General features: G+C 37.3%; 14 protein-coding genes. 5 read left to right on the plus strand and 9 right to left on the minus strand.

What is annotated here, in order from left to right; genetic code table 11:
- The first annotated feature begins 330 nt into the window (after positions 1–330).
- Positions 331–1836, plus strand: a complete 1506-nt coding sequence (locus tag ACFQ19_RS06520; RefSeq protein WP_379591265.1) for a nitrate/nitrite transporter — start codon at positions 331–333, stop codon at positions 1834–1836.
- A 74-nt stretch (positions 1837–1910) separates the two neighbouring features.
- On the opposite strand, the gene ACFQ19_RS06525 is transcribed toward ACFQ19_RS06520, so the two are convergent.
- The 5 genes from ACFQ19_RS06525 to ACFQ19_RS06545 form a co-directional block, all read right to left on the minus strand.
- Complete coding sequence (locus ACFQ19_RS06525) at positions 1911–2999, minus strand: RES family NAD+ phosphorylase (protein WP_379591266.1); 1089 nt, start codon at positions 2997–2999, stop codon at positions 1911–1913.
- Positions 2996–3928: a sce7725 family protein gene (locus ACFQ19_RS06530; RefSeq protein WP_379591267.1), complete on the minus strand. Its 933-nt coding sequence runs from the start codon at positions 3926–3928 to the stop codon at positions 2996–2998. Before ACFQ19_RS06530 ends, ACFQ19_RS06525 begins: the two co-directional genes overlap by 4 nt.
- Positions 3929–3937: 9 nt before the next feature.
- Complete coding sequence (locus tag ACFQ19_RS06535) at positions 3938–4786, minus strand: sce7726 family protein (protein ID WP_379591268.1); 849 nt, start codon at positions 4784–4786, stop codon at positions 3938–3940.
- 250 nt (positions 4787–5036) lie between these two features.
- Positions 5037–5651 carry a hypothetical protein gene (locus ACFQ19_RS06540; RefSeq protein ID WP_379591269.1) on the minus strand — a complete coding sequence of 205 codons (615 nt, stop codon included), beginning with the start codon at positions 5649–5651 and terminating at the stop codon, positions 5037–5039.
- Between the two features lie 261 nt (positions 5652–5912).
- On the minus strand, positions 5913–6155 hold the full coding sequence (locus ACFQ19_RS06545; protein ID WP_379591270.1) for a CsbD family protein: 243 nt from the start codon (positions 6153–6155) through the stop codon (positions 5913–5915).
- Positions 6156–6429: 274 nt separating this feature from the next.
- Between ACFQ19_RS06545 and ACFQ19_RS06550 the strand changes: the two genes are divergently transcribed.
- From ACFQ19_RS06550 to ACFQ19_RS06560, 3 genes are all read left to right on the plus strand, one after another.
- Complete coding sequence (locus ACFQ19_RS06550; protein ID WP_379591271.1) at positions 6430–6957, plus strand: excalibur calcium-binding domain-containing protein; 528 nt, start codon at positions 6430–6432, stop codon at positions 6955–6957.
- 57 nt (positions 6958–7014) lie between these two features.
- Entirely contained in the window at positions 7015–7644 is a 630-nt protein-coding gene (locus tag ACFQ19_RS06555; protein WP_379591272.1) for a class D sortase, read from the plus strand.
- 392 nt (positions 7645–8036) lie between these two features.
- Complete coding sequence (locus ACFQ19_RS06560; RefSeq protein WP_379591273.1) at positions 8037–9560, plus strand: AbgT family transporter; 1524 nt, start codon at positions 8037–8039, stop codon at positions 9558–9560.
- A 182-nt stretch (positions 9561–9742) separates the two neighbouring features.
- Here the strand turns inward: ACFQ19_RS06560 and ACFQ19_RS06565 are convergent, their stop codons facing one another.
- The 4 genes from ACFQ19_RS06565 to ACFQ19_RS06580 all read right to left on the minus strand — a co-directional run bounded on the left by ACFQ19_RS06565 (position 9743) and on the right by ACFQ19_RS06580 (position 13846).
- Positions 9743–10519: an excalibur calcium-binding domain-containing protein gene (locus tag ACFQ19_RS06565; RefSeq protein ID WP_379591274.1), complete on the minus strand. Its 777-nt coding sequence runs from the start codon at positions 10517–10519 to the stop codon at positions 9743–9745.
- 333 nt (positions 10520–10852) lie between these two features.
- On the minus strand, positions 10853–12202 hold the full coding sequence (locus tag ACFQ19_RS06570; protein WP_379591275.1) for a tripartite tricarboxylate transporter permease: 1350 nt from the start codon (positions 12200–12202) through the stop codon (positions 10853–10855).
- Entirely contained in the window at positions 12202–12447 is a 246-nt protein-coding gene (locus tag ACFQ19_RS06575) for a hypothetical protein (protein ID WP_379591276.1), read from the minus strand. The genes ACFQ19_RS06570 and ACFQ19_RS06575 overlap by 1 nt, the downstream gene beginning before the upstream one ends.
- A gap of 130 nt (positions 12448–12577) precedes the next feature.
- A complete protein-coding gene (locus ACFQ19_RS06580; protein ID WP_379591277.1) occupies positions 12578–13846 on the minus strand; it encodes a hydroxymethylglutaryl-CoA reductase, degradative in 1269 nt (422 codons plus the stop codon).
- 582 nt (positions 13847–14428) lie between these two features.
- Here ACFQ19_RS06580 and ACFQ19_RS06585 point away from each other — a divergent pair.
- Entirely contained in the window at positions 14429–15790 is a 1362-nt protein-coding gene (locus ACFQ19_RS06585) for an SGNH/GDSL hydrolase family protein (protein WP_379591278.1), read from the plus strand.
- Positions 15791–15841 lie beyond the last annotated feature (51 nt).

Below are 15841 nucleotides of genomic sequence, written 5' to 3' on the forward strand. Positions count from 1 at the left end.
AAATCTTAAGATTTAAAAACAAACCTGCATGATGTGATTCCTCTCTTAACCAACGCTTGTTTTCAAAAAGATGACACAAATTATGTGATTTATTTCACTACGTATAGGTTAAAGAAAGATTAAAATTTTCATCGTAATCGCATCAATAAACCAACGCACACTTTATGAAGAACATAAGCACCGCCTCTTTCATCAGAAAAAGGGGATGCTGGATTCGACGTTCCTAAATGATGCAAAAAAAGCTTCGTCGAACGTTCTTACAATGATTGCTTTCTTACACTTGTTACCGTGTAAGCGAAAGAATGACTTCATATTGGAAGGAGATCAAACATGAAAAAACCTGGATTACAATTAACCTTACAAACTTCAAATCTCGTGATCGGCTTTATGGTGTGGGTATTGATTTCATCCCTCATGCCATACATTACAATGGATATTCCATTAACAGGCGGGCAAGCGTCTATCGTTACAGCGATTCCTGTTATTTTAGGATCGTTGCTGCGTATTCCAATCGGTTTTTATGCAGACCGCTTTGGCGCAAGAATGATTTTTCTGATCAGCTTTCTGATTTTACTATTTCCTGTTTTCTACTTGAGCATTGCAGACTCTTTTATGGATTTAGTCATCGGCGGGTTCCTTTTGGGGTTAGGCGGAGCCGTATTCTCTATCGGTGTTACATCGCTTCCGAAATATTATCCGAAAGAAAAACACGGATTTATTAATGGTGTCTACGGTGTTGGTAACGCTGGTACAGCTATTACAACCTTTGGTGCTCCAGTTATCGCACAAGCAATTGGATGGCAAGGAACGATACGCATCTTCCTGATTATCTTACTTTTATTTGCCGCATTTGTATTTATCTTGGGTGACCGTAAAGAAGAAAAAGCGAAGAAATCGATGGCAGAACAAATCAAAGGCGTCTATAAAAATACTACCTTATGGTTTTTAAGCTTATTCTATTTCATTACATTCGGAGCTTTTGTTGCGTTTACCATGTTCCTCCCAAGTTTTTTAGTAGATAACTTTGGATTAGAACCGGTAGATTCCGGCATTCGAACAGCTATCTTTATTGTGCTTGCGACAGGATTAAGACCAATTGGCGGTTTATTGGCGGATAAATTCAATGCCTTTATCATCTTAATGTTTGTATTTATCGGCGTAGCATTCTCAGGTATCTTATTATCCTTTTCACCAGGGATCGAATGGTATACAGTCGGCGCATTAGCCGTTGCCGTAACAGTAGGAATTGGAAATGGTACTGTCTTTAAATTAGTTCCATTATATTTTTCCAACCAAGCAGGTATTGTAAATGGTATTGTTTCTGCCATGGGCGGACTGGGCGGATTCTTCCCGCCATTACTATTAACAGGAGTTGCGAATATCACCGGCCACCATGCGATTGCATTTATGTTAATGTCTGAGTTCGCTATAGTCAGCTTTGTTATTGTGATATTTATGTACTATCAAGACCGTGTAAATACAGAAGGGAAAATTATTGAAGGCGTTGCTGAAGGGATGATGATAACCAATAAAAATAAAGTCATCCAACACGTTAACCCTGCTTTCACAAGAATTACCGGCTATTCCCAAGAAGAAATCGTTGGGCATACACCTAAAAAGATTAGCTCCGGAGAACATAATCAAGGATTTTATGAAGATATGTGGAATTCCATTAACAATAAAGGCTTCTGGCAAGGAGAAATTCGAAACAAGCGAAAAAATGGGGAAATATATAAAGAACTCCTGTCCATTAGTCCAGTTAGAAATAATGTTGGTGACATTATCCAGTATGTTGGGGTGTTTAATGATATCTCGCATATGAAAAACCGGGAATAGGCTTCAAAAGAGGCTGTTACACAATCAGGTAACTGATTATGTAACAGTCTCTTATCTTGTTCACAGTCTCTATTCTATTCATCTAAAGGTTGATATCTATAATCTACTTTATCTACTTCATAAACCAGTGCATTGGTGCATTTAAACAATTTTTCATCAAAGAAAGCTATATTAAATCCTTCCATATGAAGCGTACTCTTATACTTAATCCCTGCATAACGCTGTCCATTTTTGGACTGTAAACTCTTAATAAAATCAGCAATATATTGTGTTGGCAGATATTCTAATGGACTGTCATTTCTTCTAAGAGGCTTCGCTATTTCAATATTAATCTTATTTAAATGTTCTATATTAATAGCCAACTGTAAAACATCAATACCAGAAAATGGACTTATCTTATCTATTTCTGTGAAATCAACTACAGTCACGTCCTCTTCTAAAATAAATTCTCCTACAGTTACATAATCATAAGCAGCTGCCCTAACCTCACTGATAGCTGTTTTATTTTCAGCAGCTAAATACAGATAGTTGATTCCTTCTGGGTTCACCCTCCCAGAAGAAGATTTTCCAGCTGGAGGTGCACCCATCTCAGCTATTGGATAGCCATTTTGATTGGATATACGTGCTCGATATAATTTCTGACCTTTTTCAATATTTATTTCCATATAAGAAAACAACGCTTCTAATGCACTGGTATTAATATATGATTTATGAAAACGATTATTGGTTTTGATTTCTTCCTTGAAAACATCCCAATTATGATCTATTAAAATAGAATAAGCTTTTAATTCGGCACTTTCATTCATTTCTAAAATACCGACAGGAGAATCAAAAAGTTCTGGATCTTCCTCATATTTTTCTTTACATATATCCCGTATCAACAGATAAATCCATTCACTACCGATATTAAAAATATTCCACTTATCTTTTAGGGTATCTTTTAGAAGGCTTAGTTTTTCTTTGGGAAATTCTTTCGGGAGGCTACTTACAGAGGTGTATATGCCCAATAGATGATTAAAATTATCAGTTAGTTCATTATTTTCATTCGTATCATATATAAATGCATTTTTACTTCTACATGTTTCGCAGTCCCCTTTTCTTTTTAAACTTCTGATAATCCCTTTAATTTCAGCATCCTTAAAACACTTCTCACAACAAATCATCGAGTATACTCCTCAAAATATTGATTTACTATTTCAAGATGATGCATAATTGATAGTTTTTTTACCGTCCCTAGTCCAGGATATGTTTCGTTTTCATAGAATTTTTTAAATTCTCGCATTGCAAAAGTATCTACTTCCACTTCTTTTTGCCAAGCCATTAGCTTCTGCAAAGCCTCATAAAATTTTCCGGCGGGATCATTAATATCATCATTGGAATCAGATACAAAATGTTTAATCCGCAATTTTTCTTCTTCATCAAGATAAACGATATGGATGACCACAGCAAACGGCGCAAAACCAGAATCAAAATAATCAGATCCTACAATGGAATAATCGGAAAAACCAATATAACCATCTGATTTATAGTACAAATGGTCCTCTGAATAAAATTCATCTGTAACTTCAGCATAATCTGCATTTCTTTTTTGCTTTTTAAATCTGTCTTCTAATAAAATTTTATCTTCTCTTATATTCCTTCTGAACGCGCTTTCATCAGGAACAAGCGTAAATCTCGGAAGTTCATCGTGAAAAATATCCTTATATTCCTCAATAAAGTCTACTTCATTCACAATCACTAACATATCTTCGTTTCGAATTGTTTCAAAACCAATTAGTTCGTCTTCACTTTTATCGTTTAAAATATGTGAAAAAATAATATTTTCTTGTTCATAAATGTTTTCTAATTCGCTTTTTAGCAAGCCCTCTTCTAGAGATGCCAAAGCTTTTAAATAACTAGCTACTTGAGGATTATGAACCACAGCAAGCTTATGTTCATTTTTTATAAAAACATCAATTGTTTTCTTAAAGGTAGAAGACGGTTTTACCGGTTCAATAATTGGTATAATCTTTGGCCCAATTAAATCATTTTCAACCAGTTCCCTTATCGCAATTAATTCATATTGACGGCCTCTCAAATACGGAAAATACATAACCTAACATCACCCCTGTGTAGTATTTAAAAACTGAAATAGTTTCAAATAGTCGTTCTTCTTGTATTCAGAAATATAAATCAAGAATCTCAACTCATAAGGAACTTTTTTAAATTCTTCTTTTTCAATATTAACCCTTCTTTTCAATTGTTCCAGAAAATATTTATATGCAAGATCAATATTAATCTCCGAAAATAAATGAAAGCATTCCCTATAGTATTTAACTTGGGAAGTTTGCGGCAATTCACCATAATAATTTAACAAAATATGTTCAAATTCTTTCTTTCTTAGGATTTTAAATAATGCGGAATGATCTAAGTTGGCATTATCCTCAATAGGTTCTTTTCTCGTACTTATTGTATTGCGACTTGTTAAAACACAAATCCCTACATTGGAACCTTTTAGTATTTCTTGTAACTTATCATAATTCGATTCACATGTTACAACGCAAACATGATTGAACGCTTTATAATAATCGTTTATTTGACTATTTAGCCTATCAAAAGTATCCAATTCTGTTTTTACTTCATAGACAATAGCTTTTCCATTAATTAAAATAAAATCTGCTTTTGATTTATTAATGGGCAACTCTGATAATACAGTAGTGGTATTTAAACTATGTCTTCCGAGTAACAACTTATTAAGAAGTGTATTTTTATAAAAATATTCATTTCTATACTTCTGCTCCATGTATTTATACAATTTAGATATCAGCTGTCCATTGTCCACCTCATTTACATTGTATAAATATCGATGTACACAAGTATCAAATACTGAAACCTCTTGATTATTAATCAAATCCATAAAAATACTTTGAGTAAACATTCGACTTAAAATACTGTTATTACTCTTATTCATAGTACACACCTTACCTTACTTATTTCTATTTATCATACCATAATATATAGTAATAATTAACTTTAACAACCTTTGGGCATTTAATTTCATAGCACACTTTTAACCCTCCACTTCCAAGACCTTATATTCTTACCTTCTCACCATAATTCAACTCTCTTCCCCTTCCAATTAACAATATCTTCGTTTTAGATTAAGTAGTCTAGTCATTAAGAATATCTATTATTTTTATTTGATTTATGAAAAAATAAAATTAACTGAAAATATACCGATAAAGCGCATCCTTTGTAAATGATCCTTCAATTCCAGGCTTGTTTAAAAAATAAGCCACAATCTCCTCTTGAGAAAGACCGATTTCTTTTAACCCGCTGGAAATCATCGATAAATAGGAACGAGGCGGGGTAGTATACGCATGCGTTCCCATTGTATCAGGAGCTGTAAATGTAAACATCGGTGCTCCTTCCTCTTTTCCCAAGTAAATAACCCTTCCATACCAGCCTTCTGTTAAGTCAGCATAGCCTTTATCTATTATTTCCTGTACATCGACGTTTAAAGAATCCACATTATTTTCCTGCTCCACGACTTCTCCGAATTGCTCATCCGTAATCAGATATTTTCTTGCATATGTCTTTGCATCTTTATGTGGTGAATGTCCAATAAAGGCAACGCCCCCTTTGCCCCATTTGCTTTTCTCCTTCGTAAAATAGAGTGGATAAGGGAGCAGAACTTTCTTTATTTCCTTCGGCGGCGTGGTATCTTTACAGCCTCTTTCCTTTTTCTCCGAACCTTCAGGGATGCCGCCCTCGATATAACAAGAAAAGCGTTTTTTGCTAATATTGGAACCGTAGCTTACATACCATACGTCCATTGGGAAGCCCTCCTTTTACTAACCAGTAAATATTTCTCCTCTTGCTCCTTTTAGCATAATATGAAGTAGCGAATCTTTACAACAACAACGAGCTTCCTAAACTTTCAAATCACAGTAACCCTTTTCTAAAAAGATATAAAATATAAATGAAGGGCAAACTTAAACAAGCCCTTCCCTAAAAACAGGGAAAGGCTTGTTCATTATACTTAGGAATTTTAACTTTATATATTTTACTCGAACTCCATGAAGAGATACATAACCTTATCTATCTCTTTCCTCTCTTTCATTTCGTTCTGTTTGCTCGGTTTGTTCCGTTTGTTCACCAGAATTACTCAGCGTGTCTTTTACTTCGCCTTTTGCATCTTTTGCTGTACCTTTGGCTTTATCCGCTTTTCCTTCTGCTTGTTTTTTCTTGTCGTCTGCTATTTTGCCATAAGCCTCTTTCGCTTCGCCTTTTATTTTATCTCCTGCACCTTTTATTTTATCTTTAAAACCGTCACTCATGTTGTTAACCTCCTAGTGATTTTAAAAATTTATCTTTATATTAATAGATTACCGCTGTGTTATAGATATAAACATCAAATTTTGATACGCTCTTTATATGAATGCCTCTATACTTATTGACGGTACTTTTGTTTCAATACATTAAGATTATTTTACAATAATATTACTATTATGTTATATTCAAAATAACAGTTGCTTTTGGTAAAATATACTATTTATTTAAAAACCTATTGTAACTGTTAAATTATTAAATACATATTGGAGGAGTGAGAAAATGAAAAGAACACGTTTAACGCTCGTTGCTTTTCTTTCAGTTCTGTTAATGTTCGGTACAGCTCAATCTGTTTTTGCTGCGGACAAGAACTGCAGTGATTTTGAGACACAACAAGAGGCTCAGGAACATTACGATGCTGATCCAAGTGATCCGGACGGATTAGATAGAGATAACGACGGAATCGCTTGTGAAAGCCTTCCTGGCGGTGACTCTGCTTCCAGCGACAGCGAAGCATCTGAGCCTGCAGACGAACCAGCAGAATCTGAAGACAACAACACATCAGCAGATGAATCCAGCTCTTCTGAAGATGCTGCAACATCTAATGAAGACACTGCTTCCTCTGATGATGCTGCAACCACAGAAGAAGAAACGACATCTTCTGAGGACACTGCAACTTCCGAAGAAACTACAGCTACTGAGGAAGACGGCGGTGATCTACCAGATACCGCAACAGCACTGCCGCTTGGTATCCTAGGTGGATTAGGCGCTATGATTCTTGGCGGACTTGGCTTACGCAAGCGTCAATAATATACAAGGCAGACGTTTCATTCGTCTGCCTTTCTCTTAAGTAAGGAGGATGGACGAATGATTCGTAAATTATCATTGCTCTTATTTATTGCCGGTTTCCTTCTTGTTGCGTACAATGGCTGGAATTACTTCCAAGCTACCCAATCGGTTCAGGATATACCGGAAACAGAAAATAAGACAGAAGCCGCACCCGTTGACACATCAAAACCGGAAACCTCGGAAAAAGAGACACCGCAAAAAACAGAAGAAACCATTGATCCATCAACGCTCCATCATGATATAGAAGCAGGTTCAGAGGTGGCAACCCTGGATATCCCAGATATGGGGAAACGTTTTACAACCTATTGGGGAGCAGATGAGAGCACGCTGGAGCAAGGTGTCGGCATGTATGTAAGCGAATGGACAACCGTCCCAAACCGTGAAGGGGGCCATACAGTCCTCTCCGGTCATCGTGACACAGTTTTTACCGGACTGGGTGAATTAGGCGAAGGAGATACACTGGAAGTACATTACGACGGAGAAACCTTTGAATATGAAATCACGAAGACATGGATTACCGATCCAGATGATCGATCTGTTATTGTCGAAAAAGACGAGCCTACATTAACGCTGACAACATGCTATCCATTTGATTTTATCGGGGCTGCACCTGAGCGTTACATTGTAGAGGCTACGCTGGTTGAGTAAATGGGCGGGGGTAAAGCCGCCCTTATCTTGTTGCTTCGGATTTGAATTTGCTTATTTCCCACTTTGATAGCACCTGTAAATAAAATAACCATTCCTGCCGAATATAAAAATACCTCTTAATCGTTAATAGCTTTATCAATCATGCATTTTTTAAAGATATTGTACCCTCTTCAATAACGCCTTATCCTTCTATCCTTTTCAACGTGCATACGTATACCTCTTAAAATTCTAAACACTTCACTTTCGCTATTTCCGAATAAAATACTTTAATAAAATTCCCGCTAACCTCCTATTACATAACGTTCTATTCACCTGCCAATTCTCGTTTCTTGCTCAATTCTTATCATTCTGATAGGATTAATTGAAACATACAACTAGAAGGTGATATCGTCATGTCTACGCAAACCGATACCGCAAAAAATACAAGGTTTACGAAGTTTTTAAACGGCATAGAAAAGTTTGGAAATAAACTGCCGGATCCATTCATGCTTTTCGTTGCTTTAGCTGTTATCGTTATTATTGTATCTTGGATTATATCCTTGTTTGATGTTTCTTTTATTCAGCCAGGAGAAAATGAAGAAGTTGCCGTCAAAAGCCTTATTTCTGTAGAAGGCTTTCAATATATGCTCACGTCGATGATCGATAATTTTATTGGATTTGCCCCGCTCGGAATTGTACTGACCATGATGCTCGGGATAGGTCTTGCCAATAAAGTCGGTTTACTGGAAACGTTTATCAAAAATACCATTTTGCAAGCACCGAAAAAGCTGATAACTTATGCTGTCTTTTTCACAGGTATTTTAGGAAACCTTGCTGCTGATGCCGCTTATATTATTGTTCCGCCACTGGCAGCAATGGTGTTTTATAATGTTGGGCGTCATCCATTAGCGGGGCTTGCTGCAGGTTTTGCAGGGGTCGGTTCAGGATTTACAGCGAATATCATTGTAAGCAATACAGATGCTGTACTATCCGGTATCTCCGCAGAAGTAATGGATACAGTAAACACAAATGTGACCGTTACACCGGTGGATAACTGGTTTTTCATGATAGCTTCTGTCATTTTACTCACTGTAACAGGTGTATTCATAACTGAGAAAATTGTAGAACCGCGTCTCGGATCATATCAAGGGGATATGGATAGAACATTTGAACCAACCACACCGCTTGAAAAACGCGCATTACGAAATGCAATAATTGCAGCTGTTACTTACATCGGTCTATTGTTACTTGTGCTCTTTTTACCCAATTCACCGCTGCGAAATGAAAATGGCGAAATGATTCCTTCTCCATTTCTAGACGGTATCGTCCCAATCATTATGTTGTTTTTCATGACAATCGCTGTTGCATTTGGAGTCACAACAGGGAAAATTGAAAATTCCCGTTCTATTGGTACGTTGATGGGCGAGGCAATAAAAGATATGTCCGGTTTCATTGTATTGGTCTTTGCTGCGGCGCAATTTATTTCCTACTTTGAATGGACAAACATCGGAGCATGGCTTGCGGTAAGCGGCGCTTCGTTTTTAGAATCTGTGGGGATAACAGGCATCATCATTGTGATTGCTTTCGTGTTGTTGACAGCACTATTGAATTTGCTTATTTCCAGCGGGGCTGCACAATGGACGATCGAAGCTCCGATTTTCTTAAGAATGTTCTATTTTCTGGATTATCATCCGGCATTTATTCAAGCAGCTTACCGGATTGCCGATTCATCCACGAACATTATCTCCCCGATGAATCCACACTTTGTTATCGTGTTAACCTTTATGAAAGAATACGACCGTAAAGCTGGCATCGGAACACTCATGGCTTTAATGCTGCCATACAGCCTCTTATTCCTTGCCGTATGGATTTTGTTACTATTAGCATTTGTACTGCTTGGAATCCCATTTGGGCCAGGAATTAACGTATATTTGTAAGTATTGTTGAAAAAATTCATAGCTAAACAGCAGTCCCTAACGTTAGGAACTGCTGTTTTTGGGTTAATATGGAGGTATTTTCTCTCACCCAATTCAAATCTCTTTTATATTATCTGTAAACACTAGGATCATCAAAACAACAATATATTTATCACTTCAAGTTGGTTAATGATTATGCCTACTTATGTTTCACACCCAATGCCATCTCCATCACGGTCTAAATGAGACGCATATCCAGGATCTCCTTCATGTACTGGTGCTGCACCAGCTTCTTTTGCTTCGGTACAATTCTTATAATACACACTGGAATCAGATGACGATTCACTTGAACTCGAATCAGACTCTGACCCGTTACTGGTACTCGATTCAGAACCGGAGTCATTTTCGGAGCTTGATTCAGAACTAGATCCAGAACTCGAATCAGAGGAGCTGTTGCTACTTGCAGTGGCAGCATTAGATTCTGCACTCGCAAGATCTGATTCCAAATCACTTATTGTATCATTTAAAGAATCATTCTCTGCAGATAACTCATCCACTTCATCACTCAACGAATCAATTTGCTCATTTTCCTCTTCCAATTCGGCTATCTGCTCTTCATATTCTTCGATGTTACCAGAAGATTTTTCTATTTCTGCTGTTAAATCAGCTACCTCTTCCTCATACTGCTGTTCTAATTCGGCAATTGCTTTTTCATGGTCAGAGTGAGTACTTTCTAATTCATCATGGAGTTCTTCATTTTCTTCCGTTAATGTTTCAACCTTCTCTGCGTTCTCATCTTCCGTTAAAAAGCCTCCTCCTAAAGATGTCAGCACAAGTCCCGTTATCAAAGAACCATAGAAAACCTTTTTATTTAGCACTTTGTCACGTTTCGAACGTCGTTTTTGAACAAAATAAATAATGATATAAACAATGGCAAACAACAAGGCTAAAGACCCCAGGTTCATTATTGCAGTAACCAATATTCTTCTCTCCCCTTTTATACATTGCTGCACCTCACATACATAAGGTACGCTGCTTTGCACTTATGCCCTAATACAATCCCTAAAAAAACCATTCTTTTCATTATGTATCTAAAATATGAGAACGTTCTGTATTTAAGTTAGTTACAAGACAATATATGGCAATTTCTACTAGGATATAAGATTACAATATCATTATCATAGTTAATTATTCCTTAAAAAACAAGGGGAAATTGAAATTTGTTTCTACTATTCCTATATTTTATCTCTTTTATTTCACTTTTAATACATACGAAAAAGAGCAGAGAGAAATTATATCTCTCCACCCTTATTTTAAAACAGCCCCAGAAGCCAGGGCGCAGCATACAAAGCCATAAACATGACACCATAGTTGACGCCGTTTCTAAAAAGCAAACCAGAAACAAGGGCAACCAAAATAGTTCCAAAAATATTTAAAATACTAGCATCCATATATGCAAGCATGACAACAAGGCCCGCAAACAACCCGATCAATGCTTCATGCGGAATGTATTTAAAGACAATCGCACAAATTTGTGTAGAAAATTTGATTGTAACAAAAAAAGTAATGATTAAAGCAATGGCTGCACCAATAATCGTTGCTGTCATAATTTCTCCCATGGAAAGCATGTGATGTATATTATTTTCCGGGGTAAAAACAGGCGGTGCGTTAAAAAGACCTGCTGCTGGTCCAATTGCCATTGGGGATAACGGCAATCCAATGGCAATCAATGGAATCAACGTTCCCGAAATATACGATGCATTCGTGAGGGCGTCCATCGTTGATATTGCCCGGGATGCTCGTTGCACAGGGTCTTTAATATGTCTTGTGATTGCCTCTCCCCAGAAAACCGTCATACCAACAGGCGTAAGAAAAAAAGTGACAGATCCAAGGAAGCTGCCAATTGCTGATGTAACTGATTCACGTCCGGTTAATATTTTAAATGGATTAGGAAATCCTCTTTCCTTTTTTGCTTTTTTCATTTCAATTTGCTTATCACCGAAACGCGGCATTTTTTTGCGGACTTGCTTATTCAATAATTCGAAAAGCGTAAACGCAATCGGACCTATCGTAATTCCTAAAAAGAAAGAAACGAAAACATCTGTCTCCTCCGGAATAATGCCAAGACCCCAATATAAATGACGAAGACCCATAATCAGCATGGCAAATGGTAAAATCATGACAAGTGATAACACTTTATTTCGTGTTAACAATGCAAGAAAAATTGCTCCCAGCGTAAAAATAAGACCGGAATATTCAGCTAACGTGTCTGCAATCGGTAAAATCAAATAGGCAATCAGAAAGCTGACCGGAATGGATATAAGTGTTCCAATCACGGACCCCGATGCCATTTTTCGAATACTCACATCCGGAAGCCCATGCTTTTTTAATACCATAGCATGCTCTACCATCGGAGCAGCCATAACTCCTCCAGGTATACCCGCTACTGCAATAGGAATAGAATCCGTCAGTTTTTTAGCTACGATTGCAGATATGAAAAAGGCCAGAATCACATAAGGAGAAAGTCCAATAAGAGCTAGAGCAATAGTAACAGGCGCCAGTACAGCCGTTTCATCAGTCCCAGGTGCAATCCCAATCAATGTATATAATGCCGCCCCTCCGACACTGGCAAGGACCATCTGCAAAATGATAACTGCATCCATCACTCTTCACCTTCTTCCATCATCGTCAACTGTCTTTTCGGTTTAATGATAATACTAGAGATAATAAAGCCAATCACTCCGCCAGCAAGACCAAAAATAAGCGGTGGAATGTCCCCAAATGCTAGTAAATATCCTCCTAACGCAAAGCCAATACAGAGTGTCATGGAAATAAGCAGATCCTTTATGTTGACATTGTCTTCCCAAATCTCAACATATTTTTCATTTTGCATCTCTTCTTCATTCATTCTTCACCCACCCTCTCCTTTTAAAAATAAGTAACAACCATGTACCATGTTACAAATAATGTGCACTGGCCCAAGCATTTCATAAGCCGTTATCTCTCAATAAGAATAGGAGATTCATAGTTTCAACAGACTATGTCCTTCCTTTATCTTTTTGCAATGATAAGACGATTTGCTTTATTTTATCATAACTGAATTCACCCCGCCTATTAGCTAGTTCCACAACGTTATCCATTTCATCATCCTCTGCACCGGCCATCATGGCCATATTCCTGGCATGTAACTTCATATGTCCTTTTTGTATACCTTCCCCGGCCAGCGCTTTCAGACCAGCAAAGTTCTGAGCAAGCCCTGTTGATGCAACAATTCCTGCCAGTTCTTCTGCCGTTTCAACATCCAGAATTTTTGTAGCCAATTTGGCAACTGGGTTCGATTGTGTTGCACCGCCAACTAATCCCACAGGCATCGGCAATGCAATGGTACCAGTAATTGAATTATCCTCATTCACTTCCCAGTGTGTCAATGATTTATATCTTCCTGTTATTGAAGCATATGCATGTGCGCCAGCTTCTACAGCCCTTGTATCGTTTCCTGTTGCTAATACTACTGCCGAAATCCCATTCATAATACCTTTATTGTGAGTAGCAGCACGATAAGGATCAGCCTGAGCTAATTCATATGCCCGAATGAATTTATTCATTGCCTCCTTATCTCCCGAAAATGGATTTTCAAATACACCTCGCGCACGAACGATGCGTTGATCAGCCAAATTAGACAATATTCGCAGAACGACCTTGCCACCTGTTATATCTTCAATGAGAGGTGCAACAGCTTCAGCCATCGAATTTACAGCATTTGCCCCCATAGCATCTTTTGTATCTACAATTAGATGGGTCACAACCATTTTTTCCGTTGCCCCTTCGATAACATGTACATCCAAATCTTTTGCCCCTCCACCAAGAGAAACAAGCGTAGGATCTTGTTCATTACATTGTTCCAGAATCAATGCCTTGTTTTCATAAATACGTGAAAGAGCCCCATACGGGTCAGTCACCTCAATCGCTTGAATCTGCGCCCGCATCATTGATCCAGAATAAGAAGTAAAAAAACCGTCAAAGCAAAATTTTGCAGCATGGCTGGCAGCCGCGATAACCGAGGCTTCTTCCGTAGCCATCGGAATAAAAACTTCCTTTTCATTCACCTTAAAGTTAACGGCCACACCCAGTGGTACAGGTAAAACCCCAATCACATTTTCCACCATTTGGTTTGCCTGATTTACCGAATAGCCTACCTCCCCTAATAATAACCTTTCTTCTTCATTAGAAAGGTTTAGATGTTTTGAAATAATATCAAGCCTTTCTTTAGGAGACTTTTTATAAAAGCCTGAAATACGGGATGTCATTCAATCTCCTCCTTGCTCAAATTTTTGTTATCGCTTACAAACCAATGGAAAATAACCCGTTTCTTCATGTTTAGTATAGAGAAACGAATCATTCAATTATGTTTCTTTGTGTTCAACTTTGTTGAATACAGTATATAATGAAAATTCAGTTAAGGTCAATATACTTTTTTTTGATTTTGCTCTTTTGTTCGGAAATCCACATTTACTTGTTCTGTTTAAATAGCTGAACAATTATCTAATAAAAAGCGTCCACTTCGTTTAATACAGCATTTTTATTCCGAACCTTTAATAGAGAGTATACCTGTGAATCATTCATATTTTTAGCGAAATCAACGATATTCTTTATAAAATCTATAAAATTTTCACTGCGCAACATTTAAATTCATTTATCTCTATATATCTTATAATATATTAAAAAACCTTAATTATACTCATTTCTGAGTCTCTCGTTATCTGTGATACACTAACAGACAGGTGTTCGATGTATCGGAATGTATTTATATTTGAGAGGGAATCACAAAATCTGATAACAAAATAATAATTAGATGCACTTACGCTTAAAAATACAAGGGAGGAGAGAAAATGAAAAATAAGCTTTTATGGACCTTTATACTTACACTTCTATTCGGTATAATCATATCTCCAAAAACAATGAAAGCACAGCCTGTTGAAGGATTTGATCCCGCTGACGAAATGTATATAAAAGCAGATACAGAACACTACTGGAAAGGACGCTATTCAAATGGCCGGGTCTTTGCTGAATATATCGCAAAAGAATTAGCCGGTGATTATGATAATTTAACCAATTATGCAGTTGGCGGGGCCTTTTCTGGTGATATGTCAAGTACAGAAGAGGAGCATTCTAACTGGTCCTCGTGGTTAAAAGGCTGGGGCGGTGTAGAGCAAACAGAGACTTTTCTTAATGAGATGAATGGAGAGGCTGACCCTGAAGCACTTTATATTATCAGTATCGGCGGAAATGATACATATGCCATTGAAGACTTGGGAATAGAACGCACAGCAGACCTTGCCAGTGATTATTCCCTTGAAATGGTACAAAACCTTGTAGAAGGAGGTGCAAAATATATCTTGTTGCCAAACCGCTTTGAGGATCAACGTAACGATTTAACAGATTTCGATAATTTAAGAAATCAACAGGTCGTCCAAAAAGTGGAAGATTATCTTGCTCTAGACAGCACTCCTGATGATGTAGAGGTCATCTATGGACATAATCAGCAGTTACGTGAAAATATTAATGAGCAGGGTTTTGAAAACTTCGGGTATAAAAGCATGGGCTTCTATCTCGTTTCCGATTGGGTTCCAGCTTATGGTTACGGTTTAGCCTCTGAAGATAACAGTGATATCTTTCCTACCAGTGAAGCAGAAGATATCTACGGAGCCTATGGACAATACTCAACGAACAGTGAATATTATAATCCTGAGGCTGCTGGCTGGGAACCTGATGATTTCTATACTTACGACGAATATCATTTATCCAACAGAAGTCAAAAACACTTAGCAACATACCTTTTAAATTCTGATATCCATACAGATGACGGCGATGGCACCTTCGAACAAGTTTATAATGGAGAAGTCAGCGGTTTTGCTGAAGCAATTGCTGATGGGACAATTCCTTCCGATTATACGACCGTTTATACTTTTGGCGATAGTAGTATTGATACTGGGCGAGGCTTAGAAGTTACTACCGAGTTAGTAGAAAATCGTGGTAAACCAAAAGTATCTTCCTATGTCGTGAAAAATGGTGACAATCTCTGGAATATCGCAAAGGAAAATTATCATGGGGAACAAACCAATGTGCAAATTCTAAAAGAAGTTCAAGCTATGTATCAAGCGAACCAAGAGCAGATCCAAAACCCAGATTTAATATTTCCGGACCAAAAAATTATGTTACCCAAAATGAACAATTCTAAAATACCTAAATGATATTCCAAAAACTTAAGCTTTCGTAAAATTATTTTTGCGAAAGCTTAAGTT

Origin of the sequence: Oceanobacillus locisalsi, from assembly GCF_042675985.1 — a bacterium.
Classification (GTDB): Bacteria; Bacillota; Bacilli; order Bacillales; family Amphibacillaceae; genus Oceanobacillus; species Oceanobacillus locisalsi.

Bases quoted from the DNA above. Each gene is read 5' to 3' on its own strand.
- ACFQ19_RS06520 (WP_379591265.1), top strand. From the start codon at position 331: ATGAAAAAACCTGGATTACAATTAACCTTACAAACTTCAAATCTCGTG.
- ACFQ19_RS06525 (WP_379591266.1), bottom strand. From the start codon at position 2,999: ATGATTTGTTGTGAGAAGTGTTTTAAGGATGCTGAAATTAAAGGGATT.
- ACFQ19_RS06530 (WP_379591267.1), bottom strand. From the start codon at position 3,928: ATGTATTTTCCGTATTTGAGAGGCCGTCAATATGAATTAATTGCGATA.
- ACFQ19_RS06535 (WP_379591268.1), bottom strand. From the start codon at position 4,786: ATGAATAAGAGTAATAACAGTATTTTAAGTCGAATGTTTACTCAAAGT.
- ACFQ19_RS06540 (WP_379591269.1), bottom strand. From the start codon at position 5,651: ATGGACGTATGGTATGTAAGCTACGGTTCCAATATTAGCAAAAAACGC.
- ACFQ19_RS06545 (WP_379591270.1), bottom strand. From the start codon at position 6,155: ATGAGTGACGGTTTTAAAGATAAAATAAAAGGTGCAGGAGATAAAATA.
- ACFQ19_RS06550 (WP_379591271.1), top strand. From the start codon at position 6,430: ATGAAAAGAACACGTTTAACGCTCGTTGCTTTTCTTTCAGTTCTGTTA.
- ACFQ19_RS06555 (WP_379591272.1), top strand. From the start codon at position 7,015: ATGATTCGTAAATTATCATTGCTCTTATTTATTGCCGGTTTCCTTCTT.
- ACFQ19_RS06560 (WP_379591273.1), top strand. From the start codon at position 8,037: ATGTCTACGCAAACCGATACCGCAAAAAATACAAGGTTTACGAAGTTT.
- ACFQ19_RS06570 (WP_379591275.1), bottom strand. From the start codon at position 12,202: ATGGATGCAGTTATCATTTTGCAGATGGTCCTTGCCAGTGTCGGAGGG.
- ACFQ19_RS06575 (WP_379591276.1), bottom strand. From the start codon at position 12,447: ATGAATGAAGAAGAGATGCAAAATGAAAAATATGTTGAGATTTGGGAA.
- ACFQ19_RS06580 (WP_379591277.1), bottom strand. From the start codon at position 13,846: ATGACATCCCGTATTTCAGGCTTTTATAAAAAGTCTCCTAAAGAAAGG.
- ACFQ19_RS06585 (WP_379591278.1), top strand. From the start codon at position 14,429: ATGAAAAATAAGCTTTTATGGACCTTTATACTTACACTTCTATTCGGT.